At 68.2% G+C, this 13,635-nt stretch carries 14 protein-coding genes; 10 read left to right on the top strand and 4 right to left on the bottom strand.

Features of this window, described 5'->3' with window-relative positions; translation table 11 throughout:
* The first annotated feature begins 272 nt into the window (after positions 1 to 272).
* Both HGB39_RS10300 and HGB39_RS10295 read left to right on the top strand, forming a co-directional pair.
* Entirely contained in the window at positions 273 to 1,814 is a 1,542-nt protein-coding gene (locus HGB39_RS10300) for an APC family permease (protein WP_005571271.1), read from the top strand.
* Positions 1,815 to 1,882: 68 nt separating this feature from the next.
* Positions 1,883 to 2,809: a LysR family transcriptional regulator gene (locus tag HGB39_RS10295; protein WP_005254006.1), complete on the top strand. Its 927-nt coding sequence runs from the start codon at positions 1,883 to 1,885 to the stop codon at positions 2,807 to 2,809.
* Here HGB39_RS10295 and HGB39_RS10290 read toward each other — a convergent pair.
* Positions 2,806 to 4,014: an enhanced intracellular survival protein Eis gene (locus tag HGB39_RS10290; RefSeq protein ID WP_064080745.1), complete on the bottom strand. Its 1,209-nt coding sequence runs from the start codon at positions 4,012 to 4,014 to the stop codon at positions 2,806 to 2,808. The genes HGB39_RS10295 and HGB39_RS10290 overlap by 4 nt on opposite strands.
* Positions 4,015 to 4,133: 119 nt before the next feature.
* Between HGB39_RS10290 and HGB39_RS10285 the strand changes: the two genes are divergently transcribed.
* Positions 4,134 to 4,811 carry a YrhK family protein gene (locus HGB39_RS10285; protein WP_005571273.1) on the top strand — a complete coding sequence of 226 codons (678 nt, stop codon included), beginning with the start codon at positions 4,134 to 4,136 and terminating at the stop codon, positions 4,809 to 4,811.
* Here the strand turns inward: HGB39_RS10285 and HGB39_RS10280 are convergent.
* Positions 4,769 to 5,674 (bottom strand): dienelactone hydrolase family protein, encoded by a 906-nt coding sequence (locus tag HGB39_RS10280; RefSeq protein ID WP_064080747.1) that lies wholly within the window; start codon positions 5,672 to 5,674, stop codon positions 4,769 to 4,771. The two genes, HGB39_RS10285 and HGB39_RS10280, sit on opposite strands and share 43 nt — an antisense overlap.
* 193 nt (positions 5,675 to 5,867) lie before the next feature.
* Between HGB39_RS10280 and HGB39_RS10275 the strand changes: the two genes are divergently transcribed.
* The 5 genes from HGB39_RS10275 to HGB39_RS10255 are packed head-to-tail and all read left to right on the top strand — an operon-like array spanning position 5,868 to position 10,174.
* A complete protein-coding gene (locus HGB39_RS10275) occupies positions 5,868 to 6,488 on the top strand; it encodes a flavin reductase family protein (protein ID WP_005254010.1) in 621 nt (206 codons plus the stop codon).
* Positions 6,485 to 7,945 carry a 4-hydroxyphenylacetate 3-hydroxylase family protein gene (locus tag HGB39_RS10270; protein WP_005571278.1) on the top strand — a complete coding sequence of 487 codons (1,461 nt, stop codon included), beginning with the start codon at positions 6,485 to 6,487 and terminating at the stop codon, positions 7,943 to 7,945. The genes HGB39_RS10275 and HGB39_RS10270 overlap by 4 nt, the downstream gene beginning before the upstream one ends.
* Positions 7,942 to 8,355: a RidA family protein gene (locus HGB39_RS10265; RefSeq protein ID WP_005571280.1), complete on the top strand. Its 414-nt coding sequence runs from the start codon at positions 7,942 to 7,944 to the stop codon at positions 8,353 to 8,355. Before HGB39_RS10270 ends, HGB39_RS10265 begins: the two co-directional genes overlap by 4 nt.
* Entirely contained in the window at positions 8,352 to 9,023 is a 672-nt protein-coding gene (locus HGB39_RS10260; RefSeq protein WP_005571282.1) for a DUF1028 domain-containing protein, read from the top strand. The genes HGB39_RS10265 and HGB39_RS10260 overlap by 4 nt, the downstream gene beginning before the upstream one ends.
* Positions 9,020 to 10,174: a M20 family metallopeptidase gene (locus tag HGB39_RS10255; RefSeq protein ID WP_005571283.1), complete on the top strand. Its 1,155-nt coding sequence runs from the start codon at positions 9,020 to 9,022 to the stop codon at positions 10,172 to 10,174. Before HGB39_RS10260 ends, HGB39_RS10255 begins: the two co-directional genes overlap by 4 nt.
* Here HGB39_RS10255 and HGB39_RS10250 read toward each other — a convergent pair.
* Both HGB39_RS10250 and HGB39_RS10245 read right to left on the bottom strand, forming a co-directional pair.
* The gene (locus HGB39_RS10250) at positions 10,171 to 10,578 is read right to left on the bottom strand and encodes a VOC family protein (RefSeq protein WP_005571286.1); all 408 of its coding nucleotides are present in this window, start codon (positions 10,576 to 10,578) and stop codon (positions 10,171 to 10,173) included. The two genes, HGB39_RS10255 and HGB39_RS10250, sit on opposite strands and share 4 nt — an antisense overlap.
* Before the next feature lie 163 nt (positions 10,579 to 10,741).
* Positions 10,742 to 12,154 carry a purine-cytosine permease family protein gene (locus HGB39_RS10245; RefSeq protein WP_005571287.1) on the bottom strand — a complete coding sequence of 471 codons (1,413 nt, stop codon included), beginning with the start codon at positions 12,152 to 12,154 and terminating at the stop codon, positions 10,742 to 10,744.
* Between the two features lie 144 nt (positions 12,155 to 12,298).
* On the opposite strand from HGB39_RS10245, the gene HGB39_RS10240 reads away from it, so the two are divergent.
* Both HGB39_RS10240 and HGB39_RS10235 read left to right on the top strand, forming a co-directional pair.
* Positions 12,299 to 13,042 carry a DUF429 domain-containing protein gene (locus HGB39_RS10240; protein ID WP_043792373.1) on the top strand — a complete coding sequence of 248 codons (744 nt, stop codon included), beginning with the start codon at positions 12,299 to 12,301 and terminating at the stop codon, positions 13,040 to 13,042.
* A gap of 112 nt (positions 13,043 to 13,154) precedes the next feature.
* On the top strand, positions 13,155 to 13,610 hold the full coding sequence (locus tag HGB39_RS10235; RefSeq protein WP_005254018.1) for a tellurite resistance TerB family protein: 456 nt from the start codon (positions 13,155 to 13,157) through the stop codon (positions 13,608 to 13,610).
* Positions 13,611 to 13,635 lie beyond the last annotated feature (25 nt).

Below are 13,635 nucleotides of genomic sequence, written 5' to 3'. Positions count from 1 at the left end.
GGCGGCCTCCGCATCTGGAGAACTGATGCAGTACCCCGGATCTTTGTGCTGTACAGATTTGCCGGGTGCGGACGACAGTAGTGACCGGCATCACTGCAACGAGAGAGACGTCATGACCACAGATTCGACCGCAGCCGCTGAAACAGGGTGCATCTTCGGCGCCGCCGACATGGTGGAGGGGCGGACCGTCTACCGCGCCGACTGAAACCGGCCGACTGAAAACCGGCAGCGCGCAAGCACATTCCCATCGGCTCCAGCAACGAGGTACATCGATGAGCGACAACACCCCCACCGCCCTGGCGGACGAACAGACGCAACATCTCCAGAAGTCACTCGGCCGTTTCGACATCGTCTTCCTCATCGTCGCGGCGGTCGTGTCGGTCGAGGTTCTCGGTCAGGTCTCCACCTTCGGCGCGGAGACATTCACCTGGGCATTGGTTCTCGCGGTGTTCTTCCTGCTGCCGTACGGCCTTATCTTCGCCGAGATCGGCAGCACGTTCACCGGCGAGGGCGGTGTGTACGTGTGGGTCCGGAGAGCGTTCGGCCGGCCCCTCGCCGCCCTCGCATCGCTGCTGACGTGGGTGACCCAGCCCGTGTGGGTCGGCGGGTCCATGGCGTTCATCGCCGCGGAGACCTGGAACCACTACGTCACCGCGTTCGAGGAAGGATCGGTGACGGACTACCTGTTCAAACTCGTCTTCATCTGGCTGACGGTGCTCGCGGCCGTCGTGAGTCTGGCCCGCGGCAAATGGATTCCGACGGTCGGTGCGTTCCTCAAGATCGTCTTCCTGCTGTTCTTCCTCGTCACCACCGGCATCTACGCCGCGAAGAACGGATTCGCCGGCATCTCGGCGGGCGACTTCAGCCCCACCCTGACCGGGCTCCTCGGCGTGACGCCGCTGCTGCTGTTCTCCTACCTCGGGTTCGAATCCGGAAACAGCGCCGCCGGGGAGATGAAGAACCCCGCCCGCGACGTCCCGATCTCGATCGCCCGCGCCTGCGCCATCGCCGCCGCGTCCTACCTGCTGCCGATCTTCGCCATCCTGCTCGTCGTCCCCGCAGACGACATCACCGGTGTCGGCGGACTTCTCGAGGCGGTCGCGACCGTGTACAGCGTCTACGGTCCCGCCGCACCCGCCATGCTCACCGTGACCGGGGTGATCTTCGCGGTCATCCTGATGACCCAGGGCGCGGCGTGGATGATCATCAGCGACCGCATGCAGGCCATGGCCGCGGCCGACGGCGCGTTCTTCGGCGGGTTCTTCGGCCGCTTCCATCCGCGTCTCGGAACGCCGGTGCGCGTCAACTTCCTGTCCGGACTCGTCGCCACCGTCTTCATGATCGCGGCCATGCAGATCACCGGCTCCGGTGGTTCCATTTTCGCGGTCGTGCTCACCATCTCGATCTCGACGTTCCTGCTCAGCTACCTGATCGTCATCCCTTCGGCGGTCCGCCTGCGCACACGATTCCCGGACGTCGTGCGGCCCTTCCGGGTTCCCACCGCAAACGCGGGCTTCCGCGTGCTCGGCATCCTCTGCTTCGCATGGGTGCTGCTCGGCTCCTGGGTGGCCGTCTTCCCCGGAACCCTGGAATCGGTGTTCGGCCTGGACTACGACTTCGAGGAGATCTGGGGAGTGAGCCAGGGGACGTTCGAACTGTTCACCCTCGGAACGCTGGCCGTGCTCGCGCTCCTCGGCGCCGTCGGATACGTGCGCGGCAAGTCCGTGCGGTCCGCGAGCGGCCCGCGCCCCGCCCGGGAGGACGGCCCCGGATCGGAGCAGGACCCCGACCTCGTGAAGGCAGACATCCGCTGACGGTGTCGCGGGTGGCTCCCCGGTCGGAGACCTGCGATCCTGGTGGCCTCAGATCCCGAGGAGAGCGCATGCAACGACGACCCGACGTGACGTTCACCCAGCTCAGGTATTTCGTCGAGGCCGCGAACTTCTCCAGCATGACGAAGGCAGCCGACGAACTGATGGTCGCGCAGTCGGCGGTCTCCTCGGCGATCTCCCAACTCGAGCACCAGATCGGCACTCAGCTCTTCATCCGGCAACGGTCCCGCGGACTGGTCCTCACCGCGGCGGGGGAGGAGATGCTCCGCGACACCCGCAGCGTCCTCGCCCACCTCGGTGAGGTTCTCGACGCGGCCCGCGGCCACGAGGACAACGTCCGGGGAACGGTGCGCCTGGCCTGCTTCGTCACCCTCACCCCGTTCATCCTCCCGACACTGATCTCGGACCTGCGTGATCAGCACCCCGACCTGGAGGTCGAGGTCGTCGAGACGCAGGCGGAGGCGGTGCGGGCGGCGCTGCGCAACGGCACCGCGGAACTGGCCCTGACGTACGACCTCGCGCTGGGCGACGACATGGAGACGGAGACGCTCGGGGTCGCCCGACCGCACGTCATCCTTCCGCCCGACCACCGGCTCGCCGGCCACGACGCGATCACGCTCGCCGAGCTCGAAGGCGAACCCATGGTGTTGCTGGACCTGCCGAGCAGCCGCGACTACTTCCTGGCGATGCTGTCCGCCGCGGGGGTCACGCCGGTGGTCCGGTACCGGTCCGCAAGCTACGAAACGGTGCGCGGGCTCGTCGCCCGCGGCCACGGCTTCTCGATCCTCAACCAGCGGCCCGCCGAGGGCCGGACCTACGACGGCGGACGCGTCGCGACGCTGCCGATCGCCGACGACGTTCCCGGCCTGCCCGTGGTGCTCGCCCGGCTGAAGGGTGTGCGGAGCACGGCGCGGGCCCGGGCCGTCGCCGAACGGGCGCGGGCGGTGTTCGCGAAACAGGCCGGTTCGGGCCGTTAGAACGGCCACCCCATCTGGGCGTCGCGGTCGGCGCCGAAGGCGTGATCGACACGGTCGAGGACGTCGGGGTCCGCAGCCTGCAGCCGGTTCGCGGCCGCGAACGTGCGTGCCCGGTGGGCGCCGAGATACAGGCTGCCCAGCACGTCATGGTCGAGCACCACCTGCGGGGCGGAGTCGGTCGGGGTGCACATCGCGGTGCCGTCCCGCACGGTCAGCGCGAACCGCCCACCGGCGTCCAGGAATCCGTCGTCGACCTGGATCACGACGTCGATGTCTGTTCGGTACCTGCGGGCCTCGAGCGCGGCGGGCACGTCCATGATCCGGACCCACAGCTCGTCGTGGCGCGAGGTGGTGCGCACCAGCCGGCCGTCGGTCAGCAGATACGGCAGCGGGTCCTCGGGGGTGAGGTGCGCCTCGATGCGGCGCACGAGGTCCAGGCCGAGCAGTGCCCGCCACAACGCCGCGTGCGCGTCCCGCGTGACCGTGCGGATCTCCTCCACCCGGGCGACGGTTCCGTTGTCGCCGGACACGCGACGGTAGAGCACGTAACCGTCGTCGTGCACGAGCCCGAACAGGCTTGTGCCGCCGCCGCGCTCGCTCTCGCGGTCGGCGAAGATCCGATTCCACACGATCCCGGGCCGGACCTGCGCCCCCGGGGTCACCCGTTGCCAGCGGTCGTAGAGGTCGGTGAACGCCACCCGGGCCTCCGCGGGATGGACCATCCGCACACCACCCGGGTCCGGTGCCTTCGGGTGCGGCACGGCGAACCGGCGGTCGATGCTCGACGTGGTCTCGACGGTCGCGGGTCCGTACCCGAAGCGTCCGTAGATCCCGCCCTCGCTGGCCGTGAGGAGTGACAGCGGGACACCCGACGTCCGGATGCGGGCGTGATGTTCGGCGTAGAGCGCGCGCAGGAGGCCGCGGCGTCGATGGGTGGGCGCGACCGTCACCGCGGTGACACCCGCCGCGGGAACGCCTTCGCCACCGGGAACGGTGACGGTCATGGGGATGTCCATGGTGGCGCCGACCACCGAGTCCTCGTCGAGCGCGATGATCGGCGGCGCGCCGCTGACGAGTTGCTTCCAGTGGGCGGTGAACTCCTCGGTCTGCGGTGTCACGAAGCAGATCTCGTTGAGCAGGGTGATCTTCGGCCAGTCCTGTTCGGTCGCCGTTCTGATCGTGATGCCGGCGGTGGTCGTCGTCATGTCCCGACACTGGCACACCCCACGTGGACTCGCAGCCGAATTTCGGCGTCCGACCTTGACCCGGTGCGTGTCTTCGGAGAGTCTGAGACCTTGCCGACCGGTGAGGGGGTGACGTCACGGTGTCGAGTGACCACACCTCGTCCGCACCTCGCCGAACGCTCCGGCTGCGCCGGGAGTCCTGGGGATTCGTCATCGGCTCCTTCCTGTTCGGGATGGCGGCCACGCGGGTGTACGGGCAGGCGGTCGGCCCCGAGATCGACAACATCACCTACTTCGTCGGGTCGCTGTTCTTCACCACCGCCGGATTCATCCAGTTGCGGCTCAGCGGCAGGCCGGTGCCCGGGGAGGAATCCGCGACGGTCGAACGCTACGACTGGTGGGCGGCGCTGATCCAGTTCGTCGGCACCCTGCTGTTCAACGTGAGTACCGGGGTCGTGCTGATCCAGAGCCTCACCGTCGAAGAGGACCGGGTGTGGGGGTGGCGTCCCGACCTCTTCGGGTCGACGGCGTTCCTCGTCGCCAGCGGTCTGGCGGTGGTGGCCACCACCGAAACCGACAAGCTGTGGGATCCGCATGCCCGCAACTGGCGCAGCACCTGGCTGAACATGATCGGGTCGATAGCGTTCGGGGTGTCCGCGGTGGGCGCGTACATCGTGCCCGGCACCGACGCGCTGAAGAACGCGACGATCGCCGATCTGGGCACGTTCGTGGGAGCCGTCTGCTTCCTCGTGGCCGCACTGCTGATGCGCCCGCCTCACCCCAGGTATTCGCCGAACCAGGCGAGGACACGTTCGTAGGCCTCGGCTGCCGCGGTCGCGTTGTAGCGGGGCCCGGTGTCGTTGAAGAACGCGTGATCGGCGCCCGGAACCGTGACGATCTCGTGCGGTAGCCTCGCCTTCGCGAGTGCGGCGGCCGCGGCGTCGCGGGACGCGTTCACCCGGGCGTCCAATTCCGCGTACAGGGCGAGGACCGCGGCCTTCGACCCGGAGAAGTCGGCGCCCTCGGGCAGGGGACCGTAGAAGGGGACCGCCGCCGCCAGCCGCGGCTCTCCGGACGCGAGGAGTCGCCACACCATCCCGCCGCCGAAGCAGAACCCCACCGCCGCCATCTTCTCGTCCGGCACCCGACGCCCGAGTTCGTCGATCCCGGCCTTCATGTCGGCGACGAAGCGTGCCGGCGGCACGGTGGCCAGCGCGGCGGTGGCCTGCGCTTGATCGGTGAACGTCGCGGTCCCGCCCTCTTCCGAGAGCAGGTCGAGGGCGAGCGCGGAGTAACCGGAACCCGCGAATCGTCCCGCCACCGAACGAATGTGGTCGGTGAGGCCCTTGTTCTCGTGTATGACGAGGACCGTTCCGCGGGGCGCGGCGGCGTCGGCCCACGCGCCCTGCAGGACCCGGCCGTCCGGGCCGGGGAACGTGACCGCTTCGGTCTCGACTGCCTCGGCCGCTCCCGGTGGCGGCGGCGTCGCCCCGCCCGGCGTCACCGGCGCCGAGGTCGGCGACTCGTCGCTGTCGGTGGCGCACGCGGCGAGCAGCGAGGACGCCGCCGCCACGCCGAGGCCGATGAGTCCGAGTCTTCGCAACGCCTCCCGGCGGGACAGCAGCCCGTCGGCATGGTCGATCGCGATCTCTTCGGCGATATAGCGTTGCAGTGGCGTCATGATCGTCCCCGTCCGCATCGGCTGATGTAGGGAATTATCCCTGGTCGAAGCCGTGATCGGCATCGGTTCCCACTTCATCACTTTTCCTTATGCAGTGCGCCACTTATCTGTGTTGTACAGATTTCGCCGGGCACCTCAAGATTGGTGCAACGGCACGAACTCCTCGCTCACCGCACACAGAAAGGAGCCCGTCATGCCGATCGCTGACCGTCACGCCGCCGTCGAAACGACGGCCCGAACATCGGTGGCCGCACCGATGCCGGACAGCTCGACCGTCAACTTCGTCGCGGCCATGGGCGCCGTCGCCACCGGAGTCACCGTCGTCGCGACCGACGGCCCCGGCGGGCGCGCCGCGCAGACCGTGAGCGCGATGTGCTCCGTCTCGGCCGACCCGGCGCTGGTGCTGGTCTGCCTGCACGGACGAAGCCCGGTCAACGACGCGATCTCCGAGAACGGCGTCTTCTGCGTCAATGTGCTTGCCACCCAGCACGATCACGTCGCCGACACCTTCGCCGGCCGCCCCTGGCCCGGCAAGCAGCGGTGGGACTTCACCTGCGGGCACTGGACCGTGGCCGAATCCGGCTCACCCCGCGTCCACGACGCGATCGCGTCGTTCGACTGCACCGTCCACGACGTCATCGAGGCCGGCACCCACCGCGTCTACATCGGGCGCGTCGCCGCCGTGGAGGCGCACCCCGGTGAACCGCTCGTGTACGCCTCCCACACCTACAGCAAGCCCGCAGCGTTCGAACCTTCCACCTTCCCCGACTACCCGGACGCACACCCCGCGCCGAGGACCAGGAGCACGAAATGATCCGCACCGGAGACGAATACAGGGAGTCCATCAGGGACGGCCGCGAGGTCTGGGTCGACGGGGAACGCGTCAAGGACGTGGCCAACCATCCCATGTTCAAGCCGATCGTCGACGTGCGGGCACGCATCTACGACCTCGCACACGACGAGGCCACGCAGGACGCGATGACCTACGTCGATCCCGAATCCGGCGAACGCAACGCCATCGCCAACAAGCTTCCCCGCACGCAGCAGGACTGGCTCGACAAGCGCGCCGCCGTCGACCTGGTACTCGAGGACACCCGGGGCGTGGTCACCCGCGTCGGTGACGAGACCATCGGTGAGATGTGGTCGCTGTTCGACGGCCAGGACGTCCTCAACGAGGTGGACCCGCGATTCTCGGAGAACATCCGCCGCCACCTGGACCGGTCGGTCCGGGAGGACCCGTTCCACGTGTCGGCGAACACCGACCCCAAGGGCGACCGGTCCAAGGCGCCGCAAGATCAGGACCCCGACATGCTCCTGCACGTCGTGAAGGAGACCGACAACGGCATCGTCGTGCGCGGCGCGAAGTACGAGACCGCCGCCGCCTACTCCAACCAGGCGTTCACCAAACCCACCATCGCCAACTGGGGCAACAGCGAACTGTCCGACTACGCCGTCGGATTCGTGCTCGACATGGGTGCGCCGGGGCTGAAGTACATCTCCCGCAACGGGTTCGCCGGCCGTGCGCCGTCCGCCGACTACCCGCTCGCCAACCGCGTCGACGAGGTCGAGTCCCTCGTCGTGTTCGACAACGTCGAGATCCCCTGGGAAGGCGTGCTGTTCTACCGGCACACTCGGGCGGCCACGTTCATCCGCTCCACCCTGCACCGCTACAGCGCATTCCCGTTCGTGCAACGCACCCTGCACCTCGCCGATCTGATGATCGGATCCGCACTCTGGAACGTCAAGCAGAGCGGGCTCGAGAAGCAGCAGGCGGTGCAGGAGAAGCTCGCTCAGCTCGCCTGCTACCGGGAGACGATCAACGCCCACCTCACCGCGGCCATCTCCCTCGCCGAGCCCAGCCCCGGCGGCCTGCTCATGCCCAACCAGTCCCTGCTCTACACCGGCCGGGTGATGGCGCTCAGCCAGCTGCCCGCGATGATGCACATCGCCCGCGAGCTGTGCGGCGGCCAGATCTGCATCACCCCGGACGCCGCCACGTTCGCCGACCCCGACGTCGCGCCGTGGCTGGAGAAGTTCTACTCCATCAACGACAACTGGGTGGCCGACGACCGTCGCAAGCTCCTCGCGTTCGCCCGCGACCTGCTCAACAGCGATTACGCGGGACATCGCCTGACGTTCCAGCTCTTCGCCCAGTCGCCGCCTTTCGCGCAGCTCGCCGCCGTCTACCGCAACTTCGACTTCGACGGTCCGCTCGGGCTGGTCAAGGCCGCAGCGGGACTGTCGGACAACGTCGACGGAGGTGCGGCATGACCACCCACACCCGCATCCGCTCGTTCAACACCCGCGACACGTACCCGGAACAGAACCTCGACAACGACCTCGCCCAGGCCGTCGTCGCCGGCGGAGTCGTGTATCTCCGCGGGCAGATCGGACAGGACCTCGACACCCGGGAGTCGGTGGGAATCGGCGACGTCGAGGCCCAGGCCGAGAAGGCGATGGCGAACATCGCGATGCTGCTGAAGGAATCGGGCAGCCGGCTGGAGGACGTCGTCAAGGTCACCATCTACCTGGTGGACGTCCGGTACCGCGAGACCGTCTACCGAGTGGTCGGACGCTGGCTGAAGGGCGTGCACCCGGTGTCCACCGGCATCGTCGTCGACGCCCTCGCCCGGCCCGAATGGCTCGTCGAGATCGACGCGACGGCCGTGATCAGCTCATGACGTTCTCACTCGTCGCCCGTGATCCCGGGGGCGCGTTCGGGATGGTCGTCTGCTCCTCGAGCCCCGCCGTGGCCGCACGCTGCCTGCACGTGCGGTCCGGGGTCGGCGTCGTCGCCTCCCAGAACGTGACCAACCCGCAGCTGGGGCCGATCGGTCTCGACGCACTCGCCTCGGGTGCGAACGCGGAGACCGCACTGAAAACCGCACTCGCGCAGGAGAAGTTCCCGGACTACCGCCAGGTCGTCATCGTCGATGCGGACGGCGGCACCGCGGTGCACTCGGGCGCGCAGACGCTGGGCATCCACAGCAGCGCGCAGGGCAACGGCGCCGCCGTCGCCGGCAACATGCTTCGCGACGAAGGCGTCATCCGGTCGCTGCTGTTCGGCTACGTGTCGAGTACCGCCCCGACGTTCGAGGGCAGACTGCTCGACGGACTCACCGCGGCCGTCACCGCGGGCGGGGAGGCGGGGCCCGTGCACTCGGCGGGAGTCCAGGTGGTCGAGGACGTGCCCTGGCCCGTCACCGATCTGCGCGTCGACTGGCACGACGACCCGGTCGGCGAACTGCGCCGGCTGTGGACGGTGTGGGAACCGCAGAAGCGGGACTACCGGGTGCGCGGTGTCGACCCGACGGCCGCCCCGTCCTACGGCGTGCCGGGGGACCTGTGAGCGCCGACGCCGCGGTTCGTGACGGAGCCAGGAGGGCGGAAGACCGGATCCTGGCTCTGTCGCACGACCTCCACGCCCACCCCGAGGTCGCGTGGGAGGAGGAACGCTCGTGCGTCCGGGTGGCCGGGGTGCTTTCGGACGCCGGTTTCACGGTCGAGCAGCAGTACGTCGGACTGCCCACTGCGTTCCGCGCACACGTCGGCTCCGGACCGCTGCACCTCGCGGTCTGCGCGGAATACGACGCGCTCCCCGGGCTCGGACACGCGTGCGGGCACAACGTCATCTCCGCCATCTCGGTGGGGACGGCGTTGGCCCTCGCCCCGCTGGTCGACGACCTCGGCATCACCCTGTCGGTGCTCGGCACCCCCGCCGAGGAAGGCGGGGGCGGCAAGATCGACATGCTGAAACGCGGTGCGTTCGAGGGCGTCCATGCCGCCGTCATGGCCCACCCCGGCCCGGTCGACGTCGCCCGGGCCGAACCGTACGCGGTGTCCCACAGCCACATCCGGTACGACGGCAAGGCGGCACACGCCGCGGCGTACCCCGAACGGGGTGTCAACGCGGCCGACGCGTTCACGGTGGCGCAGGTCGCCATCGGGCTGCTCCGCCAACAGCTTCCGTCGAGCACGCGAGTGCACGGAATGATGACCCGCGGGGGAGAGGCGCCCAACGCCATTCCCCAGCGCACCGAAGGTCGCTGGTACGTGCGCGCGGAGACGCTGGAGGAACTGGCCCGCATCGAGCCCCGCGTGGCCCGCTGCTTCGAGGCCGGCGCCGTCGCAACCGGCTGTGAACTGACCATCGCCCCGGAAAGCGAACCGTACTCGGAGTTCCGCACCGACGAGGCGCTGCTCGCGTCGTACGTCCGGCACGCGGAGGGACTGGGCCGCGTGTTCCGCACCGGCGCGGACTCGCTGATGAACCGGGCCTCCACCGACATGGGCAACGTCTCGCAGGTGATTCCCGCGATCCACCCCTATATCGGAATCGACTCGGCGCCCGCGGTCAACCATCAGGCCGAGTTCGCCGCGGCCAGCGCCGCGCCCGCTGCAGACCGGGCGGCCGTCGACGGCGCGCTGGCCCTCGCCCTGACACTGCTCGACGCCTGCGGCTCCGCCGCCCGTGAGTACTTGTTAACCGCCCGACGTTAAGAAGTACTCACGGGTGGGGCAAAGAATTCGAGCGCGATGTTGTCGGGGTCACGGAACGAGATGCCCGAACCGTAGTGCGCTGTCTTGATGCCCCCGTGCTCGATGCCGAGGGCATCGAGCCGCTCCACCCACCGGGGCAGTGTGTCGGGGGAACACTGGAACGCGATGTGGTCGAGTCCGACCTGCCGTTCGTCGAATCGTGCGGGAGCGCCGGCGTCGGGGTGCGTGTGCAGGCCGAAGAGCATGCCGCCGTCGAGCGCGAACACCGTGTGGTGGAAGGTCCCCGATTCCTCGTCCTCGTCGAGGACGGGGGCCGATCCGAACAGTGCGGTGTACCAGGCGGTGCTGGCCGGTAGGTCGGACACGGTGATCGCGACGTGGGTGAGGCCCGGGAAATTGGACATCTGCGACAACTCTCTCTCCGGCGGAACGGTCTCTTTTTTCGACCCTAACGAGCAGGCACCGCCGGGTGGTGGACAACGGCGAATCCTGCCCGAGCGGACAGGGGCGGTCGCCACGCAGACCGCCCGAGCCTGTAACAGGCTCGGGCGGTGCGGTGTTCGGGGACTACTGCCGGGCGGGCACAGGTGTGGCGCCGGAGGTGGTCTTCGCTCCGGTCGAGCCGCGCCGCGCGAGGAGCAGGTAGATGGGCCCGGTCACCACCAGCCCGGCGACCCAGGACAGGTCGGCGCCGCCGAGGAACGCGGACACGGGCCCCGTGTAGAGGGACGTGGCCATGAACGGAATCTGGACGACGATGCCGAGCAGGTAGGCGGTGACGGCCGTCCAGTTGAAGCGGCCGTAGATGCCGCCGTCGAAGCGGAAGATCGACTCGAGGTCGTAGACGCCCTTGTGGATGAGGTAGAAGTCGATGAGGTTGATCGCCGTCCACGGCACCAGCACGACGAGAAGCACGACCACCAGATCGACGAAGTGCGACACGAAGTCGGCCGACAGCGCGATGGCGACGACGGAGGCCGCGACGAGGATGATCGTCGAGAGGATCACCCGGGCGCGGGCGGTCGGAATCCAGCGGGCGCGGAATGTCTGGACGGACGTAATGATGGCGAGGACGGCGCCGTACAGGTTCAGCGCGTTGTGGCTGATGACGCTGAGCAGGAACAGCACCAGCATGATGCTGCCGAGGCTTCCCGTCGTCGCCTTGACGCCGTCCATGGTGCCCATGCCGATCGGTGCGGCGAGCGTGACGACCGCACCGAACGCGAAGGCGAGGAACGAGCCGAGGGTGCAGCCGAGGTATGTCGCCCAGAACGTCGACGGCACGCCGACGTCCTTGGGGAGGTACCGCGAGTAGTCGGACACGTAGGGCGCGAACGCGATCTGCCAGAGCGCGCCGAGTGACACGGTGGCCAGCCAACCGGCGAAGTTGAAGTCGCCCCGCGTGAGGAAGTCCGACGGCAGGTCGCCGGTGAGGATGGCGAAGAAGCCCACCAGGATTCCGATTCCGAGGACCCAGGTTCCGATGCGGTTGAGGATGTGGATCAACCGGTAGCCGATGACGCAGATGACGGCGGAGCCGAGAGCGCCGGCCACGATCCCCACGTCCACGGGTATGCCGTTCACGATCCCGTGCATCGACTGGCCGGCCAGGACGATGTTCGACGAGAAGAAGCCGAGATACATCACGGCGGCGATCACCACGATGATGAGCGCCCCGAACGTGCCGAACTGTCCGCGGCTCTGGATCATCTGGGGGATCCCCATCTGGGGTCCCTGCGCCGAATGCAACGCCATCAGGGCGCCCCCGGCGAGATGTCCGACGACGAATGCGACGAGGCTCCACCACAGCGAGAGTCCGAACAGGCTGGGGCCGAGGGCACCGGTCACGATCGGTAGCGGGGCGAGGTTGCCGCCGAACCACAGCGTGAACAGATCGCGAACCTTGCCGTGGCGATCGGATTCCGGGACGAACCCGATGGTGTGCTTCTCCAGCATCGGGGCGACGTGGGTGTCGGGCATCAATCCTCCGAACGGCGCAAGTGCGCCACTTCTAGGTCGAGTAGTGGAGACCACAATGGTCGGAGGCAGTGAATCTGTACAGAACAACTAACTGATGTGTTGCATCACTTATTCTGATTCAGCAGGTCGGACTAGCCTGGGTCGATGCGTACCGTGGGAGTCGACCTGGCGGCCGAACCGAAGAAGACCGCCCTGGCGATCATCGACTGGTCCGGCGGTGTGGCCCGCGTCGAGTCCGTCCGGCTGGGAGCCGGGAACGACGCCGTGATCGAGGCCGTGCTGGCGTGCGACAGGACCGGTATCGATGCACCGTTCGGCTGGCCCGACGCGTTCGTCCGGATGGTGTCCGAGCACCACGCCGGCCGACTGTCCGCGGCCAACGGTCTCGCCAACCGCGACGGGCGTCGACCGCTGACCAAGCGGCGCACCGACCTCGTGGTGCAAGCCGCGACGGGGATATCCCCGCTCAGTGTGTCGGCCGATCTCATCGCGCACGTCGCGTTACGCTGCGCCGGAATCCTCGCGGAACTCGGTGACCTCGGCGTCGATGTCGGACGCGTCGACGGCCGCGTGGTCGAGGCGTATCCGGCGGCCGCGCTGCGCACCTGGGGCCTGGTGTCGCGCGGATACAAGAGCGCGCAGAATCGGGTGACGCTGGGGGAGTTGGTCGACGCGCTCCTGGCGGCCGCGGACTGGATGGATCTCGGTGCATTCCAGCCGATCTGCCGCGAATCGGACGATGCTCTCGACGCCGTGCTGGCCGCCGTCATCGCGCGGGCAGCGGCCGTCGGCTGCACAGCGCTACCCGAGGGCGACGACCGCGCCATTGCCGAACGGGAGGGGTGGATCCACGTGCCGACGGGAGGCCTGCAGGCGTTGCGGCCCTAGCGGCGGATTCCTGTGACTGCGCTGGTAGACCGACCGCGGCGACGCCCTCGGGTGAAACCTGGCAAATTGGACACCACACGCACCGTGCGTGGGCACACGAAGAAGGAGTCCAATGGCTTTCTGGGATCAGCTGAAGGCAAAGGCGTTCGAGATGAACGGCCAGCTCAAGACCAAGACGGCACAGTTCCAGAACAAGGAGTTCGCCAACGCCAGCATGGCCATGTGCGCCCTCATCGCCGCGGCGGACGGGACCATCGACCCGTCCGAGCGTCAGAAGACTGCGGCGCTGATCACCAGCAACGAGGCGCTGAGTGTGTTCCCGTCGGACGAGCTGAGCCAGAAGTTCGACTGGTACTGCAGCAAGCTGCAGTCCGATTTCGAGTTCGGCAAGATCGAGGCCACCGCCACCATCGCGAAGCTGAAGTCCAAGCAGGATCAGGCACGTGCCGTCATCCAGATCGGCATCGTCATCGGTGGCGCCGACGGCAACTTCGACCAGCACGAGCGAAACGTGGTGCGCGACGCCTGTTTCGCCGTCGGCATCGCTCCGGCGGAATTCGAACTCTGAGGTGATCGGTGACGCGCCCGGCTCA

Origin of the sequence: Rhodococcus opacus (genome assembly GCF_012396235.1) — a bacterium.
In the GTDB taxonomy this organism is placed as follows: domain Bacteria; phylum Actinomycetota; class Actinomycetes; order Mycobacteriales; family Mycobacteriaceae; genus Rhodococcus_F; species Rhodococcus_F opacus.
The sequence above is the reverse complement of the archived record's forward strand: the minus strand, read 5'-3'. Positions and strand labels throughout refer to the sequence as shown.